Source organism: Enterococcus sp. 9D6_DIV0238 (assembly GCF_002174455.2).
GTDB classification, from domain to species: domain Bacteria; phylum Bacillota; class Bacilli; order Lactobacillales; family Enterococcaceae; genus Enterococcus_L; species Enterococcus_L dunnyi.
Window position 1 is genome coordinate 311,900 of sequence record NZ_CP147246.1, and the last position, 18,162, is coordinate 330,061.

16 protein-coding genes are annotated in these 18,162 nt (G+C 38.7%); 2 read left to right on the plus strand and 14 right to left on the minus strand.

The features are described 5' to 3' along the window. The 13 genes from recJ to A5889_RS01520 form a co-directional block, all read right to left on the minus strand. Nucleotides 1-2,313, minus strand: a complete 2,313-nt coding sequence (gene recJ, locus A5889_RS01460; RefSeq protein ID WP_087640106.1) for a single-stranded-DNA-specific exonuclease RecJ — start codon at nt 2,311-2,313, stop codon at nt 1-3. 133 nt (nt 2,314-2,446) lie between these two features. Then, nucleotides 2,447-2,872, minus strand: coding sequence for a LapA family protein (locus A5889_RS01465; protein ID WP_087640107.1), 426 nt, complete (start codon nt 2,870-2,872; stop codon nt 2,447-2,449). Between the two features lie 11 nt (nt 2,873-2,883). Beyond that, nucleotides 2,884-3,684, minus strand: a complete 801-nt coding sequence (locus tag A5889_RS01470) for an SDR family NAD(P)-dependent oxidoreductase (RefSeq protein WP_087640108.1) — start codon at nt 3,682-3,684, stop codon at nt 2,884-2,886. Continuing rightward, nucleotides 3,684-4,628: a ribonuclease Z gene (gene rnz / locus A5889_RS01475; RefSeq protein ID WP_087640109.1), complete on the minus strand. Its 945-nt coding sequence runs from the start codon at nt 4,626-4,628 to the stop codon at nt 3,684-3,686. Before rnz ends, A5889_RS01470 begins: the two co-directional genes overlap by 1 nt. 68 nt (nt 4,629-4,696) lie before the next feature. Continuing rightward, nucleotides 4,697-5,992, minus strand: a complete 1,296-nt coding sequence (locus A5889_RS01480) for a sensor histidine kinase (protein ID WP_087640110.1) — start codon at nt 5,990-5,992, stop codon at nt 4,697-4,699. Next, a complete protein-coding gene (locus A5889_RS01485) occupies nt 5,985-6,677 on the minus strand; it encodes a response regulator transcription factor (protein ID WP_087640111.1) in 693 nt (230 codons plus the stop codon). The genes A5889_RS01480 and A5889_RS01485 overlap by 8 nt, the downstream gene beginning before the upstream one ends. Before the next feature lie 92 nt (nt 6,678-6,769). Then, entirely contained in the window at nt 6,770-7,342 is a 573-nt protein-coding gene (locus A5889_RS01490) for a DUF1269 domain-containing protein (protein ID WP_087640112.1), read from the minus strand. A 70-nt stretch (nt 7,343-7,412) separates the two neighbouring features. After that, on the minus strand, nt 7,413-9,269 hold the full coding sequence (locus A5889_RS01495) for a carbohydrate-binding domain-containing protein (RefSeq protein ID WP_087640113.1): 1,857 nt from the start codon (nt 9,267-9,269) through the stop codon (nt 7,413-7,415). A 10-nt stretch (nt 9,270-9,279) separates the two neighbouring features. Next, the gene (locus tag A5889_RS01500) at nt 9,280-9,957 is read right to left on the minus strand and encodes a DUF4956 domain-containing protein (RefSeq protein WP_087640114.1); all 678 of its coding nucleotides are present in this window, start codon (nt 9,955-9,957) and stop codon (nt 9,280-9,282) included. Continuing rightward, nucleotides 9,947-10,675: a polyphosphate polymerase domain-containing protein gene (locus A5889_RS01505; protein WP_087640115.1), complete on the minus strand. Its 729-nt coding sequence runs from the start codon at nt 10,673-10,675 to the stop codon at nt 9,947-9,949. The genes A5889_RS01500 and A5889_RS01505 overlap by 11 nt, the downstream gene beginning before the upstream one ends. A gap of 168 nt (nt 10,676-10,843) precedes the next feature. Continuing rightward, nucleotides 10,844-11,956 carry an alanine dehydrogenase gene (gene ald / locus A5889_RS01510; protein WP_087640116.1) on the minus strand — a complete coding sequence of 371 codons (1,113 nt, stop codon included), beginning with the start codon at nt 11,954-11,956 and terminating at the stop codon, nt 10,844-10,846. Between the two features lie 23 nt (nt 11,957-11,979). Beyond that, on the minus strand, nt 11,980-13,251 hold the full coding sequence (kynU, locus tag A5889_RS01515; protein ID WP_087640117.1) for a kynureninase: 1,272 nt from the start codon (nt 13,249-13,251) through the stop codon (nt 11,980-11,982). Nucleotides 13,252-13,307: 56 nt separating this feature from the next. Then, nucleotides 13,308-14,495: an MFS transporter gene (locus A5889_RS01520; protein ID WP_087640118.1), complete on the minus strand. Its 1,188-nt coding sequence runs from the start codon at nt 14,493-14,495 to the stop codon at nt 13,308-13,310. A gap of 266 nt (nt 14,496-14,761) precedes the next feature. On the opposite strand from A5889_RS01520, the gene A5889_RS01525 reads away from it, so the two are divergent. Beyond that, the gene (locus A5889_RS01525; protein WP_087640119.1) at nt 14,762-15,202 is read left to right on the plus strand and encodes an Lrp/AsnC family transcriptional regulator; all 441 of its coding nucleotides are present in this window, start codon (nt 14,762-14,764) and stop codon (nt 15,200-15,202) included. A 90-nt stretch (nt 15,203-15,292) separates the two neighbouring features. Here the strand turns inward: A5889_RS01525 and obgE are convergent, their stop codons facing one another. Then, complete coding sequence (obgE, locus tag A5889_RS01530) at nt 15,293-16,606, minus strand: GTPase ObgE (RefSeq protein WP_087640120.1); 1,314 nt, start codon at nt 16,604-16,606, stop codon at nt 15,293-15,295. A 496-nt stretch (nt 16,607-17,102) separates the two neighbouring features. On the opposite strand from obgE, the gene gap reads away from it, so the two are divergent. Beyond that, complete coding sequence (gene gap / locus A5889_RS01535; RefSeq protein ID WP_087640121.1) at nt 17,103-18,113, plus strand: type I glyceraldehyde-3-phosphate dehydrogenase; 1,011 nt, start codon at nt 17,103-17,105, stop codon at nt 18,111-18,113. The last annotated feature ends 49 nt before the right edge of the window (nt 18,114-18,162 follow it).

Consider the following 18,162-nt stretch of genomic DNA (forward strand, 5'->3'; position numbering starts at 1 on the left):
TTATACTTCCTCCTCATTCCACAGCCATTGTTGTAATGTCTCACGATCGCTGTATAACAAAAATTCTTCTGTTTTGATTCGTTTTAAGCGAGTTTGATAAACTGTACTCTCTGTCAACGGATGATTTTCAGGTTTTTCAACTTTTCTTAAAACACCGTTTTCTATTGTAACAAATCCCAAGTCAAAAAACACCTGAATCATAAAAATTAATAATTTTTTTTGAATATTTAGGTATTGCGCTACATTATCCAGCTTATACCGAACATCGACTTGTTCTTGTTGTTTGACGAATTTGAACAATTGCGCGTATTGCTCCCTTGTGCCCACACCATTTAAATAAGCTTCTTCTGGTGAAATGCCCATCAAATATACTCGTTCAATCTGTCCCTGCAAAGTAATTTGCTTGATCAATGAGTGATCATCCGGACAATCAACAAATACTAGTTGTTCAATTTGATTTGTTTTGATCGTTTCTAAAATATCTTCGAGTTGACTAAACAGCACTCGATTTGCTGCAGGATTATCGATCAATTTTTGATTATTTTCGTTAAAATAAATAAATAAAGTGTTAGTGACAGGTATTTCTTTTTGACGATTATTTTTTCCTCTCAAGTCAAATAACTGCATACCATCAACGGAAAAATCATTGACCATCAATTGTGGTTTTTTATTGCCATTCCATTCGTTGATCGATAATTGTCCGGAGACGTTCGTCTTCCCTTGCCCTAGTTCATCGATTTGGCTGCCCATCTGAAAGGCAATTGCATCTAATTTTGCACTAGATTGAACTAATTGGAACTTAAGATGACTTTTATCCGCACCGATTTGCTTGCTATGCTCGATGGAAACATCTTCGAATAGGAAGTTAGGAACAGGATTATCCGTACCGAAGGGAGCCAAGATTTTCAATTGCTGAATAAAAGGTAGTGTAACCTCTTCTATTTTTAATGTTTCATCTATCAATAGTTCTTGACCTTGAGAAAGATCAATTTGCTTTACTTCCAGATAATTCAGCAAATGTTCTTTTACTTTAGAAATATTTTCAACAGGTAAAGTCATTCCAGCAGCCATATGATGTCCACCAAAATGCGTGAACGATTCACGAATCTCATTTAGAGCATCAAATAGATTCAGTGCTGAAACACTTCGCCCAGATCCTTTAGCCAATTCATTATGCTCATCGATCGTCAAAACGATCGTTGGCTTTCCAGTGTCCTGCATAATTCTGCCGGCAACGATCCCCAAAACCCCTTCATGCCATCCTTGTTTTGCAAGAACGTGAACTGAATCAGCAGGATCGATCAGCTCAAAGGCTTCTTTTGTGATCCTTGATACGATTTCTTTTCGTTCTTCGTTTTGGCTATTGACATACATTGCGATCTGCTGCGCTTCTTCTTCATCAAAAGTCGTCATCAGCTCAACACCAGGTGCGGCATCTCCTAATCTGCCTAACGCGTTTAAACGAGGACCAATGGTAAAACCAATATTTTCTTCTGAGATACTTTCTTTTTTTAATTCTGCTAAATGAATCAACATATCTAGACCGATTCGTTCACCCGTCTGAATCATTTCAAGACCCATTTTTACAAGAACTCTGTTTTCGTCTGTTAAAGAAACTAAATCAGCGATCGTGCCGATCGCAACTAAGTCTAAAAACTCAACTGGCAACTCTCCTAACAAGGCTGTGGCCACTTTAAATGCAACACCCACCCCAGCTAGATCACTGAACGGATATGAGCCTTTAGGATGTTTTGGATGAATGATAGCAAAAGCATTCGGTAAATCTGAAGGCAATTCGTGATGATCGGTAACGATCACATTGACTCCTTGAGTTTCAGCGTACTCAATCGCTTCATGCCCAGCAACTCCATTATCGACCGTTACGATCAATTGAACGCCTTCTTCTATTTGCTCTTTAAAGACAGACAAATTTGGACCATAGCCATGCTTAAAGCGATTTGGCAAGAAATAATCCACTTCGCCGCCAATCAGCTCGATCGCCTCTTTCATCACAGTCGTACTTGTGATCCCATCGGCATCATAGTCACCATAAACTAAAATTTTTTCACCTTGCGCAACAGCATCTTGAATTCTAGTAACAGCTTTTTCCATATCGTACATCAAAAAAGGATCATAAAGATTTTCTATCGTTGGACGTAAAAAAGTTTCTAAGGCTTCCGCAGACTGGACCCCGCGATGCCATAGAATCTGTCCTAATAAGGGATTGATTTTTTCATTTGTTAGTATTTCTGTAAACTCTGCCGGCAATTCGCTCTTTTCTTGCAATCGCCATGCATATTTTGCTTTTTTCACGTCACCACTCCTAACCAAGTAATTATAACAAATTCAAACGGAAAACTAAAGAAAGTCTCTCACTTTATGCAAAAGAAAAAAGACTGGACAAGCGGCTCATCGAGCAGTCTGATCAGTCTTTTTGATGTATGGATCAATTATTTCTCGGCTTAGTGAAATGATCGACACGGCTTCCTACAGATTCAGGATCAACAGGTTCAGCCGTATTCATTGAAAGGGACGCTTCATATTTAGCTTGTAATTCTGCCAATTGATTTTCATAGCTGCGTTTGATTTCTTCCACTTCTGCCTGCGTTGCTTGTTCGCTATCATTTTTATAGGTTTCAATCGTTTTCTCAAGTTCTTTTACTTGTTTTTTTTGTTTCCACATCGTTGTTGTTGATGTCAACAGACCAATTAGCGCTCCTATAATTGCTGATCCTAAAATCGTTAAGATCAAAGGACCTGAGATTTTTGCGACTCCGAAATTAACAGGAACTGTCTGACTGTTCAAAACTGCAAAGACTACGATAATAAGAACTAAAACAAGGCCAATCACTACTCGCCACTGATTTTTCATGTATTTTCCTCCTACTTCTTATTTAATAAACCGCCAGCTAAAAAATCACCAATGTGCGGGAATAACGCATAAAGACGATATGCCCCCTCCATAGCCAATGGACGATTGATTTCTCTTTTAAAAGTCCCCATCGCTGAAACGATCTCTTTCGCTAACTTGTTGGGCTCTAATACAAATAAATCAACTGATGCCAAATAATCTCCAGAAGGATCCGCCTTATCAAAAAATTCTGTTTTGATCGGACCTGGGTTAACGGTCGTTACAGAAATTCCTAAAGGTTTTAATTCTAAGCGTAAAGCATTGGAAAAGCCAAGTACAGCAAATTTTGTTGCAGAATATATCGTTGATTTCGCTGTCGCCATTTTTCCTGCCATAGAAGCGATATTGATGATATGACCTGTTCCTCTTTCAGCCATCTGTAAAGCTACTTTTTGAGTGAAAACCATCATTCCTAAGACATTCACTTCAAACATGTTTTTAGCAATAGCCAAATCTGTTTCTAAAAAATTCTCAAAAATACCAAAACCAGCATTGTTGACCAAAACATCGATCGGTCCAACTTCTGCTTCGATTTTTTCAAATACGGCATCTACATTATCCGGATCAGCAATATCTAGTTGAAATGAGTATGCTTCATTTCCACTCAATTCTTCACACATTTCTTTGACTTTGCCGATTAGATTGATTCGGCGAGCGCACACCACAACGATAGCGCCTTTTTTAGCTGCCTCATAACAAATCTGCTCACCTAAACCAGCAGAACCGCCTGTTACAACGATCACTTTATTTGTTAAATCCTGTCCTTTAAACATCACTTATCCCCCTCATCCTTAAACGGTATATCGATGATATCCATATCTTTCACGATTTTTGTTTTTTGGAAAATTTCTTTGGCTTCATTTTCCAGTTGAATAATATCACCAGTTAAATAGCGGGCACTAATATGAGTCAAGATCAATTTCTCAACATTAGCATTTAGAGCCACCTGCGCAGCTTGATGACTTGTAGAATGGAAATAGGCCTTCGCCATCTTTTCTTCTTCTTTATTGAACGTACTCTCGTGAACGAGAATATCAGCATGGTCAGCTAATAACACACTATTTTTAGTTTTTCTAGTGTCACCTAAAATCGTTACTGTTCGTCCTTTTTTTTGTTCTCCAACAAAATCTTTTCCGTTGATTTCCTGTCCATCCGGTAATGTGACCGTCTCTCCGCGTTTGATTTTCCCGTAGATCGGACCAGATGGGATATTTAAAGCTTTTAGTTTTTCAACTTGTAGTTCTCCCTCGTGATCTGCTTCGACGATTCGAAAACCAAAACTAGCGATTCCGTGATCTAACGGTAAACATGAAACACTGAATTGTTTGTCAGAAAAAATAGTACCGCCTTCTTTGTCGATCTCAATAATCTTCAATTCATAAGATAATCGCGTTTGTGACACTTTTAGTGCTGTACGTACAAATGAAGCAATTCCAACAGGGCCGTACAGTTCTAGTCGTTCATTCCCGCCTTGAAATGAGCGGCTGCTCAATAATCCAGGCAGACCAAAAATATGATCACCATGCAGATGAGTAATAAAGATTTTCTCGATTTTTCTAGGGCGAATATTGCTTTTTAAAATTTGCAGTTGTGTTCCTTCTCCGCAATCGAATAGCCAAACGGCATTTCTTTCGTCTAATAACTTTAATGCAATGCTGCTGACATTGCGGTGTTTTGCTGGAACCCCAGCTCCTGTACCTAAAAATTGTAATTCCATCGGCTTCCTAACTTTCTTTAAACTTCTTCTTTATTTTAGAAGAAAGTGCTCGCTTTAGCAAATAATATTTATTTTACAGGAAAACGTAGTGTGACGGTCGTCCCTTTCGGATTAGTATCAGTCAACTCTATTTTTCCTTGATGTTCGTCTACGATCCACTGGGCAATAGCTAAACCTATGCCGTTGCCTCCTGTTTTGCGATTTCTTGATTCTTCTCCGCGATAGAAGCGCTCAAACACCGCCGCTTTTTTATCATCAGGAATACCGATTCCTGTATCACTGATTTTGATGATCCATTCACTATTTTTTACAGTAGAAAAAACGATGATCCGCTCTCCCGATGACGTATATTTCAAAGCGTTGTCCAAAAGAATGATCAACAATTGGTGGATTCTCTTTTTGTCAAAAAAGAGTTGCTGTTCTTCACCTAGATCAATCGTGAATTGTTTCTCTTCAGCAATAGCTAACTCCTGATACGGCAGTAACAATGTGTTTAGAAAGTGATTGATTTTCACAGGTGTTTTTTCTAATGTCAAAGAGTTGGAATCCGAACGAGCCAATAGTAATAGGTCACTCGTCAATTGACTCAAACGCTGTACTTCATCCAACGAAAGTGCGATCGTTTCAGATTCCTGCATAATGGTATGATTTGGTTTCGTAAATAGTTTTTCCAATTTTGCTTGGATGATCGCAAGCGGGGTCCTCAATTCATGAGAGGCATTTTCAACAAATTCCTGCTGTTTTTTCCATGAAATCAATATGGGCTTCATAAACCATTTTGAAAGAAAATAACTTAATCCAATCGAAAGTAATCCGAAAATGATCATACAAATGATCAAGATTTGTTTGAATCGCTCGACAGTTCCTTTGATAGGATCTGTATTCACTAATAATTGGATATATGCAATATCTTCTTTCCCTTCTGTAGGAAGAATGATCGATCGAAACTGTAATGAACGGTCATTACTGTCTTTCGTTTGGACATTAGCAATTTTATTCAAGTCATCAGTGGATAGCTTTAATGCTTGAAAATCATAAAGCCGAGAACCTAGCTCTCTTTCGTTCAAAATTTTTCCATCTGCAGACCAGAGGATCACTTGCTGTTGGAAATTGTTTGGAGGCGGACCGTCAAGCTTTCCTAACATGGGTGATTGATTTTGCAGCTGTTCTTTTTTCATCAACTGATGTTGAATAAATTTTTGATCTGTCGCCAGTCGTTCCAAATCGTTATCTACAGATTGATACATCGATGTTTGAACCAGCTGGAATACGATAACACCTAAAATCAAAAAGATGCTGGCAAAGGAAACTAAATTCATCAAGAAATAATTGAACCGCTGCCTTTTGTTGAGTTGTTTATTCATGGGCATGACCTTCAGGCACTTCAAAGAGGTAACCTACATTCCGTAATGTTTTGATCCAGCTATCCAGTCCGAACGGTTTCATATTTTTTCTCAGATTACTCATATAAACCTCGACTACAGTTAATGTCGTATCCGATTGAAATCCCCAAATCCGATCGAAAAGCTGATCTTTAGTAATGATTCTCCCGCGGTTTTGCATAAGATAGTGCAGCAGATCAAACTCTTTTCCCTGAAGAACTAGCTCTTGCTTTTTGAAGCTTACCTGGCGATTATCTGGATCTAAACGTAAATCAGCTACCACTAACTCATTCTTCCCATTCATTCCTAAAGAACGTCTCGCCAACGCTTGAACACGAAGTAGTAACTCCTCACGGTGAAAGGGCTTTGTCAGATAATCATCTCCCCCATTTTTAAATCCATTTACCTTATCTTCTAAACCGTCTTTAGCAGTCAAAATAAGAACTGGCGTATAAATATTTTTTTTGCGGAGTGCTGTCAGAACTTGTTCTCCAGACATTAACGGTAACATCAGATCCAAAACAATTAGATCATAAATTCCGCGCTCGCCTTCATAAAGAGCTTCCTCTCCATCATAGACTTGGTCGATTTCTCCGATTTCAGATAAAATCTCCAAAATACTATCTGACAAAATTTCATCATCTTCTACTAAAAGTATCTTAAGCATCTTATTCCCACCTTTTTACTCAAAAAAAGAAGACGAAAGCAGCATTTGTCACGTCTTCTTCATGAACTATTTATTTCAATTTGCTTTAAAAATCAATGATCCACTTTTTCGCTTGATTCTTGCTTTTTATTGCGCCAAGATCTTTCTGCTGAGTCCTTTGTTTCTTTTTCGACAGCTTTAGCATCTGAGATTTCTTGTTCCACATCTTCAAAATCTAAACGAGTGATCTCACCGCCTAATTCATTCATGATCAAATGATTCAATGGACGATTATCATCTTCTTCTGCAATCAAGATCAGTCCCGTTTCACCTTCGCCAATTTGCTTTGTGACATGTTCGAAAACGGTTTGCGCCCCTTGAATTTCTTTCGCGTCCTGACTGGCACCTAAAAGGCTTCCTGCAAACCAGCCAAGTAAAATACCTAGGGGACCACCTAAAATACCGATCAACATCCCGATCATACTATTTTTTGATGTATGGTCATTACCTGTAAAATCAAGAAAATCATCGATCTTAAATTGATGGACGCCATCATTGATATGAGTGACTACCGCCATTTGTTCTCCTTTGACCTGTTTTTCTACATACAATTTTTTTATTTCTGAAAATGCTTGATACGCTTGACTTTCTACTTCAAAATGCATAATAATTACTCGTTTTGACATCGTATCCACCTCATTTTATTTGATGTCTTCATTTTATCAATAAAGTAGGAGCAAAAGCAATGAAAATCAATTACATCGGCGGTTGTCCTCCGCCCATCTGATTCCCACTGACTTCATTCCCGGACTGATCCACTGAGGTTAATACGTCGTCGATCGAAATAGAAGCTAGCTGGGTTCCGTTTGAATAGTTTCCATCTTGATACACCCCGTTTATCATAGTCCCGGAGTCTTCCCCATCTATAGAAAGAGTGACTGTCTCACCGACTTTTAAATTTGGTGAACTAATCGCAATGTGAGAAAAATCTTTTGCTGGTGCAACTGAAACAATGGTTTTCCCTGTTTCATCCTTCACATTGATCAGTGTACCTGCAGCTTTTGTTTCGTCAAAATAAATACTAAGGCTAGCTTGAGAAGAGGAGTCGCTCGCACTCATTGCCATACCTGAACTTCCGCTCGCGATAAATGTGCCGCCATCAATGGTAAAGGAACCATCATAGTCTAATGCTGCATTCCCATTATCCAATGGTCCATTTACGATCAATGTCCCCTCGGTCATTCGTATATCGCCATTACTGTCGACTCCATCACCCTGTGCATCAACAAAAACCGTGCCACCAGAAATCTCTATGAATTTTGTACTATCTCCAGCTCCATCTGGTCCTCCGAATGAATCCGTACCGAAAGGACCTTCTTGTTCATTTTCGTTTGCGCTGCCACCAGCTGCATTGATTCCATCATCTGAAGCTTTGACAGAAATATCCCCGTCTTTGATTGTCACCGTTGCTCCTTCCAGTCCTTCATATGATTGACTGACTTTGATTTTCCCATTATTGATCAATAAATCAGTATCAGCATGAATCCCGTCATCACCACTTGTTATTGAAAACGTCCCATTGTTGATGGTAACTGCTGCATTGGCGTGGATCGAATCATCTGCGGTATTTAGGTCAAATGTTCCAGAATCAACTATAATGTTCCCTGCAGCTTTCAATCCTTTGTAGCTTTTGGTTGTATCGATAGCTGAATCGTCATAGCCGTCAGCTGTTTGAATCGTTATATCCCCAGTAGAGATCGATAGATTTGTTTCAGCCTGGATCCCATCATTTCCGGATTGAATATTGATTTTTCCGCCATCGATAGCGATCCACCCTTTCTCAGCATCTGTTGCGTTGTTTGCCTGGATACCATCTCCTTCTGACGTCTTTAAACTAAATGTGCCGTCTGCGATCGATACAGAGTCTTTGCCTTTCAGCGCATTATTTTTGGCTGTGACATTGATCGTCCCGTTCGTGATAACCAAATCATCTTTACTACGAATACCGTTGCTATAATTTCCTGTCACATTCAGTGTCCCTGAACCGTTTATTGTCAAATCATCTTTGCTGAAAAATACAGCATCCGGCTCAGTCACATCTGAAGAAGAAAAAGTATAATTGGCTCCATCAGATAAGCTGTTGTGTGAATCATCTACTAAAGTCGTGATTACTTTTTGCGCCTGCTCAACGTAGATCGCAGAAGAAGAATCGTTTGTGATGTTCGCATTATTTAATACTAAATGAACGACTTCATCTTTTGCACTGATCCTCACCTGACCATTGTAATCACCGGAAAAAACATACGTTCCACCAGCAGTTATCACGATCGACCCGTCTTTTTCAGAAGCGCCGGAGCCATCGATCTCAGTTCCAGAGTTCTTTAAAGTGATGTTTGTAGCTTTAGCTTCATCATAGCTTTCTTCAAAATCTTCATCGTCATATGAGCCATATGTATTTTCAGATGTTTGTGTAGCTTGTGCAACGGTCTTTGCTGCTTGTTGTGATGTATCGGTAGTTGTTTTTTCATCTGTATTCGACGCCTGACGATCGCAACCAGCAAGTGTCATCAAAATCAAGATTACCAAAGTTGAACTTAGTTTTTTTCGTTTCATGATATGCCACCTACAATTCTTCTCTATTTGTTGATACTTTTCCAAAAACGATCGTTAGATTTCCATTTCTAACACGCATGGCGTCCATCAACTCTTTTTCTTTTCGGCTGTCTTTCAAATTAATCCGGTAGCGTAATTCATATAAACTACCCATATTCGTGGTTTTAACAGAATCCAAAGAGGAAGAATAAGTGTATTTTTGAAACAAATCATCAAATAAACCAGGATAATCTAAATCTTCTGGAATCGTGATTTTGATTTCTCGTTCCGCAACTGTTTGTTTTTCACCAAAATGGATAGTATTCAACAATAATAAGAATAGAGCAATGATCACAGAAAATAGTGCAATATAGCCAACAAATCCCATACCTGTTGCTAACCCGATCCCCATCGACCAGAAAATACTTGTAATTTCTCTTGCACCACCAGCTACCGAACGAAATCTGATCAAACTAAATGCACCAAGTACTGCTACGCCTGTGCCTAAATTTCCATTGACCAGCATGATGACCAACTGTACCAAAACAGGTAAGACTGCCAATGTGATCACAAAGTTTTTGCTGTAAACATTGCGATACATGTGGACCCATGCTACCAATAATCCTAAAAGAACCGATGTTACGATACAAATAAGCAATTGTTTAAAGGATAGATCGACTGAGCTTTCAACTAACAGACTAGACAACATGATAAAAATCCTCCCTACAATATAAATAACGCTGATACGCTTGGGCATATTTAGAAAATGAACATGGATAGACCCCGAATGCTGCTAAAATTTCAGAGAACCATAAAGGATATGCACCCAATGCTTTTACTTCCATTAAAACATCGATTTCTGGAGCCACACGTTCGCCAAAATCAGTTATTTCTTTAGTTAAATATTCTTGTCTAAAACGGATATTAAAGTCAAAAGTGACCCGGAAGTCATGATTGTCTAAAGCAAATAATGCTCGACGGTCATAGGCGATCATGACTTTTGGCTGTAATCTTTTTCGAGCAAAGAGCCAGTCGATTTCTTGTTTGATCTGCTGCTCTTTCGCTGAACTTAACTTAAGTGAATGCGGGTGTTGAATGTATCGTTTTGCGGATCGATAAGGCAATGATATTCGACGCTTATAAACAACTCCTTGAACTTTCTTTTTGATCTCTAAGAAGACTTCTGAGTGCTCTTTGGGAACACCATAGCTTCTGATTCTAAATTTTTCTTTATAGTTTGGCTTTGCGATCGACTGTCTGATCATTTCATAATCTTGAGTATCGAAGTAGACAGAGATGATCGTGTGTAGTCCGTATTCATCTTCTTGCATGTAGACCTGTAGTTCTTCTTTTAATTTATGATACATTTCATAAGATAGCGCATATTTTTTTTCTTTTCTTTGAAAACTATTTTTTAGTTTAACCATATTTGTCTCTCCTTTAACTGAATTTATTGTAAAAAAGGAAACATAAATAAAACTTAAAGTTGGTTGATTGCTCTGGGGAAATATAAAAAATGACTGAGAAGTAATCTTTTGAAATTACTTCTCAGTCATTTGGAAATTGAATAAATGTTGATATAGCCTATAGATCGTTTAAATTAAGAGCTCATATACTGGTGTATATTCTTTATTTTGATCTTTTGCGACTACCTCTATTGTTAAATGATTTTTATACGTGTTTATTCCTGTGGCAATCGTGTCATTTTCTTTTGCTGCTTGAACGATCCCTTTATTAGCAATTGTTACAGCATAAGGAATCGTCGCGTTTGTTAATGCAAAAGTAGAGGTTCTCGGTACAGCACCCGGCATATTAGCAACAGCGTAATGAACAACACCGTGTTTGATATAAGTCGGATGGTCATGAGTCGTGATTTGGTCCGTTGTTTCAAAGATTCCTCCTTGATCGATGGCGATATCAACAATGACTGCACCAGGCTTCATTTGCTTGACTATTTCTTCAGTGACAAGCTTCGGTGCTTTAGCACCTGGTATCAACACTGCACCAATGACCACATCCGCTTCTTTGACTTTGTTTTCGATATGATAAGCATTTGAAATCAGCGTCTGCACATTATTACCGAACAAATCATCTAATTCTGCCAAGCGATTCGGGTTGACATCCAATATAGTAACTTTAGCCCCCAACCCAATAGCGATTTTTGCGGCATTCGTCCCTGCAACACCTCCGCCGATAATGACCACTTTTCCTCGCTCAACACCAGGAACGCCGAAAAGCAGGATTCCTTCTCCACCTTTTGGTTTTTCTAAAAATTGTGCACCGATTTGAACAGACATTCTACCAGCAACTTCACTCATTGGAGTCAATAGAGGTAATGTATGGTTCAAGCTCATTGTTTCATAGGCTACAGCGGTGACATTACTACTAATCAAAGCATTCGTTAATTCAGGTTCAGGTGCAAGATGCAGATAGGTAAACAAAATTAAATCATCATGAAAATACTGAAATTCTTGCGGCAGCGGTTCTTTGACTTTGATCACCATTTCTGATTGCCAAACTTTACTAGTATCCGCTTCAATGACTGCACCAACTGTTTTGTATTCCTGATCTGTAAAACCTGAACCAAGACCTGCTCCACGTTCAACAACGACGTCATGACCAGCATCAACTAAACTAACGACTCCAGAAGGTGTGATGGCTACTCTATTTTCATTATTCTTAATTTCTTTAGGAATTCCAATACGCATTTTTATCACCTCGCTGATTTATTTTAAACAACTAATGTCCGTTCATTACTAAACTGTTCATATGTCTTTTCTACGGCGATTTTCTCTAGTGTTTCCACAAGTGTATACACTTCTTGATAAGTATTATACAAAGCTATTGGTGCCAACCGAATGACATTTGGTTCCCTAAAGTCCGGAACAATCCCTGCTTGCTTTAATGCCTTACAGATTCGGTATGCTTCTTGATGTTCTAAGCAAACATGACCGCCACGTCGATTGTCTTCACGAGGATTTCCTACATTAAAACCATAACGTTCAAGTTTTTCATCGATCAAATACATTAAATAGGCTGTGATCAACAATGATTTTTCACGAATCTTTTCTATTCCCACTTCATTAAAAATGTTTAAGGTTCCTTCTAAAGGCGCCATAGCTAAAAAGCTTGGTGAACCGATTTGCCAACCACTGGCATCTTGTTGGTGTTCGAACTGATGCTTCAATTCAAATTGAGTCTCATCTTTATTCCCCCACCAGCCAGCTAATCCGGGAGTTTCTTTAAAATGTTTTCTATTCATGTATAGACCAGCAATCGATCCTGGTCCTGCTGAGAGATATTTATACGTACACCACACTGCAAAATCCGGTTGTACTTCCTTAAAATCCATTGGAATCGCACCGATCGCATGGCACAGATCCCACCCAATCAAGATCCCTCTGTCGTGTGCGGCTTTTGTTACTTTCCTCATATCTAGTACTTGAGAACTTCTATACAACACAGTTGGCAGCAGTATGATCGCAACATCGTCTGTCATTGCAGTGATGACCGCTTCTTCATCGATCAAACGACCATCAGAACTTTTGACTACTTTAACAGCTTCATCAGGGGTGTATCCACGCAGACGTACTTGACTGTCGATGGCATATCGGTCTGTTGGAAAATTTAGATCATCTACTAATATTTTATAACGATCTTTTGTTGGTTTATATAATGTACTAATGCATTGATGAATATTTATCGTTGTACTTCCAGTGATCACGATTTCATCTGGATATGCATTGATCAATGGTGCTGATAGTTCGCCTAACTTTCCGGCATAATGAAATAAGCCGTCCCATAGTTTGATGCCTTCCTTTTTCCAAGTTTCCAGCATTTTCAGCAAGGCCTCTTCTGCATCTTTGGAGGCTAGCCCCAAAGAATTCCCATCCATATAAATTTCATCTTCCTGTACATAAAAGCGACCTCTAATTTCTTTTAACGGGTCATTATCATCCAACCATTGTGCATATGCACGATCTGCTTGAAAATTATTTTTCATTGCTATCACCTTTCTTTTCTCTACAATTCCTATTTAATAAATCAATCATCGCTCTTTCAGGCTAAAACTTTTTCTCGATTCAATTTGACAAAGGCTATGATCGCCAGCAAAGAGAAAATTCCAATACCGCTCAGCGCATAAATCGCGATCGTCCACGATTGATTTTTTTCACTGATTTCTGTAACTATGGGTGTGCCTATAAAAATACCTATATAATAAAATAAGTTGATAAACGAGATGCTTGAACCAATCGATTGCTCTTGCTTGACCACTTTTGGTGCTAAGATCATCACACAGGATGATGCTAGACTTGCTCCGGCAGATAGAGTAAACAATTGTCCAATAAATGTCACTTCACTGGATAAAAATGCCATCCACAATGTTGAAACAAATAATAAGAAAAATGAACAAACAATCACGACTTTGCCTTTTCTTGTTTTATCGATCAAGTAGCCGGCTACAGCACCAAAAGGAATACCGAATAGACCAAAGTAACCTGTATACCGATTTGCCACTGTTTCTGATAATCCATATAGCTGTGTATAAATCAATGGATAAAGATTGATAAAAGCAAACAAAATGAAAGCCATCCCGCCTTGTGCTAAAGCCAAAAGACAGATCGATTTATTTTTGATCGTCTTTTTAATAGTTGTCTTCTCTTCTTTTTGACTTTCCTTTTCATATACTGCGGGTTCGTCGAATAGAAACAGATAAATAAACAATAAGAAAACGGCACATACTGCGATAAGCAACCACAAGAAACGAAGACCGTACAATTGAGTCAATGGTTTAAATACATTCATAGCCAACATCGAACCTAATGCTGAAAATGTTCCCCAAAGGCCAGTTGCAATGCCGCTATTTCCTTTCTTAAACCAAAAATTGATCAATACGATGCCTACCATAATGATCATCGAAAACGAAATTCCCTCAATGACTCTGGAGAGTAATAATGTGAAATAGCTCTTGGAAAAATATCCCCAAAGGTTCCCTATAGCTAAACAACTCATCAACCCAACTAATAGCTTTTTCGCTCCAAAGTGCGCCACTAAAGCGCCTCCTGGAATTGCTAAAAAGATACCAGAAACCGTAAAGATCGCCATCAACCATGAAATCATCGATAGACTAACGCCAAGCTCCTGACTTAATTCATTCTGAATAGGAACCAACTTCAATTGGCTCAATGAAACGACCACTCCACCTAAATAAAGCAACAAAAATTTCAACCATTTGTTTCCCACCATAAAGAACACTCCTTCTTGGTTCCTTTTTTGATTGAAGAAACACTGCTTTTACTAGTAAAATAGCTTACATCTCAAGATAGGTTTATCATAAAGGATTCTTTCTATTTTTGTATATAAAAAAAAGCATGGAATGAAAGCGCATTCTTTTCATATTAGAAATTATTCCTTCCTTTTTTTTACAATCTGAAATAGCTAGAAAAAACACGAGTTATACACTATAATAATTGTACAAAATAAGTCGCACAGCACTATTAGGAGGTAGATCGATGGATAGAACTGATTATAAGCTATTACAGATCCTGCATGAAAACTCACGTATTTCAATCGTTGAGCTCTCTCGTCAGGTTAATTTAAGTCGTCCCAGCGTAAAAGAACGAATCGATAAATTGGTCGAAAAAGGGATCATCAAAAGCTTTACGATCCAAACATCTTTAAATCAGTACAACGAAACAATCACCTTCTTTTCCGAACTAAGCCAAGTCACCTTGCCCCTTGAAAAGATAATTCCCATGCTAAAACAGCTGCCGCAAGTCAACGAAGTCCATATCGTCAGTGGAGAAGTGAATTATCTTGTAAAAGCTACCGTTCAAAATACCACTGAGATGAAGGAGCTGCTTGCAAAATGGATGAGATTTGCTAAAGTCAAGAGTTCAATTGTCTTAGAAACTCCTATTGAAAATCACTATCATTTTGAAGTAGACAATTAAATCAAAGAGTCTTTGCCTTAAATCATGTGAATAAATTCACCAAAATCATCTAAAAAAGAACTGATCAATGATCAGCTCTTTCATCTATTCTTATTCAACAAACTCAAATTCAAATTCAGCTATTCTCACGATATCTCCATCTTTTGCTCCACGTGCTCGGAGAGCTTCATCAACGCCCATTCCGCGTAACTGACGAGCAAAACGCATCACGCTTTCGTCATGTTCAAAGTTCGTCATTTGGAATAATTTCTCCAATGATTCACCTGACAAGATCCAAGTGGCATCAGAGTCACGGTCAATGCTAAATTGCGGACCTTCGGATTGGAACCCATAATGAACAGTATCTTCGACGATTTCCTCTTCATATAAAAGAAATTCTGGAGTAACTTCAAGTAGATCCGCTGTTGCATTCAGCAAAGGCTCGATCCCTTTGCGGGAAATACCAGAGATAGGGAAAATCGGTAAATGATCAGCATATTCATCTGTCCGTTCTTTCTCAATCTGTTCCTTGAATTTTTTTAAGTTTTCTTCAGCTTCCGGCATATCCATCTTGTTAGCGACAATGATTTGCGGACGCTCCATTAAGCGCAAATTATGAGAGGCAAGCTCTTTATTGATTGCCAGATAATCTTCGTACGGATCACGGCCTTCCATCCCACTCATATCGATCACATGAAGAATCACTCGTGTTCGTTCAATGTGGCGTAAAAACTGTGTACCCAAGCCGACACCTTGCGACGCGCCTTCAATCAATCCAGGTAAATCAGCAGCAGCAAAACTGCGCCCATCTGTTGTTGAAACCATTCCAAGATTTGGTACAAGCGTCGTAAAGTGATAGGCACCGATTTTAGGACGTGCAGATGAAATGACTGAAAGTAACGTAGACTTCCCAACAGAAGGAAAACCAACGAGTCCGACATCAGCTAAAACTTTCAACTCTAATTCGATTCGTCTTTCTTGGCCTGGTTCACCGTTTTCAGCAATTTCCGGTGCTGGATTTTTCGCAGAGGCAAAACGAATATTCCCACGTCCGCCGCGTCCGCCTTTAGCTACAGTCAAAGTTTGACCATTTTCGATTAAATCACCGATCAAAACGCCCGTATCTGCGTCGCGTACGGTTGTACCCGGCGGAACCTTGACAAACGTATCTTCCGAGCCGCGCCCGTTCATTCCTTTACTCATACCATTTTCGCCCGGCTGTGCTTTAAAATGACGGTTAAAACGAAAATCCATCAATGTACGCAAGCCTTCTTCAACGATTAAAATCACATCACCGCCGCGACCTCCGTCACCGCCTGCTGGACCTCCGTCCGGTACATATTTTTCTCTACGAAAAGCTACCATTCCATCGCCGCCTTTACCGGCTTTGACGTCGATCGTTACCTGATCTAAAAACATGGACATAATTTGTCCTCCTATTCTAAAGAAATTGAAATAAACTCTTTCGATATTCATTATTTCATTCATTGGATTTAATTGATGATCGTAAAACAGCTTAGTGTTTTACTATTTTCCTCAAAAGGAAATGCTGTTTGAAAGCCTTTCTTATTGTAAAGGTTAATGCTGCATTTGTCTAGTTACTTTCGTTATTATGAGCTTAAATTAACAAATGTCCATGTTTTCTTTTTTTCACTTTTACGCTATAACAGCAAATATTTTTTGTGACCTTTATTGATCAAAAGACAAGATTTTTGACAAAAATCGAAAAAGCGTTCATGCTACAGGTATAGCGTATATCTATCTGTTCTTAACTCAAAAGGGATATTACGTTGACTGCTTTATTCATTTTATGTACTGTTTTTGTGTTCAAAATTTTGGATAAATGGTGAGAAGGTATCAAAATAGCTAACCTATTTCTTGATATTGTCTTAACCTTAACTATCAAAGGAGGAAATTTAGCATGACAGTAAAAGTAGGTATTAATGGATTTGGACGTATTGGACGCCTTGCGTTCCGTCGAATCAAAGAGGTTTCTGATGATATTGAAGTGGTGGCGATCAATGATTTGACCAGTCCGACTATGTTGGCTCAGTTATTGCAGTTCGACTCTACTCATGGTACTTATCCTGGAAAAGTAACTGCAACTGACGATTCAATTGTAGTTGACGGGCAAGAAACAAAAGTCTATGCAGAAGCTGATGCCAGCAAATTGAAATGGGTCGAAGAAAATGGTGTCGACATCGTTTTAGAATGTACTGGTTTTTATACTTCTGAAGCGAAAGCACAAGCTCACTTAGATGCTGGTGTAAAACGAGTTGTGATCTCTGCTCCTGCTGGAGACATGAAAACGATCGTATACAACGTAAACGATGATACATTGACTCCTGATGACAAAATTATTTCAGCTGGTTCATGTACAACAAACTGTTTAGCACCGATGGCCTTTTTCTTAAACAATGAGTTTGGTATTGAAGTCGGCACAATGACTACGGTCCATGCGTATACTTCTACTCAAATGCTTTTAGACGGTCCAGTCAAAGGTGGAAACTTGCGTGCCGCTCGTTCTGCAGCTGATAATACGATCCCTCACTCTACTGGAGCAGCTAAAGCAATTGGTTTAGTTATTCCGGAATTGAATGGAAAATTACAAGGCCATGCGCAACGTGTTCCTGTTGTTGACGGTTCATTAACTGAATTAGTATCGATTCTAAAAACAAAAGTAACTGCAGACCAAGTCAATGAAGCAATCAAAAAACATACAGTTGATAATCCTTCATTCGGCTATGACGACCGCGAAATCGTTTCAGGTGATGTCATTGGTACTACAGAAGGATCGATCTTCGACCCAACTCAAACAGAAGTCACTTCTGCTGGTGAATTCCAATTAGTTAAAACCGTTGCTTGGTATGACAATGAATATGGCTTTACTTGCCAAATGATCCGCTTACTGGAAAAATTTGCTAATTTATAAATCATGATCGTAAAAAAGCTCTCACAAGCAATTATTTTGCTTTGAGAGC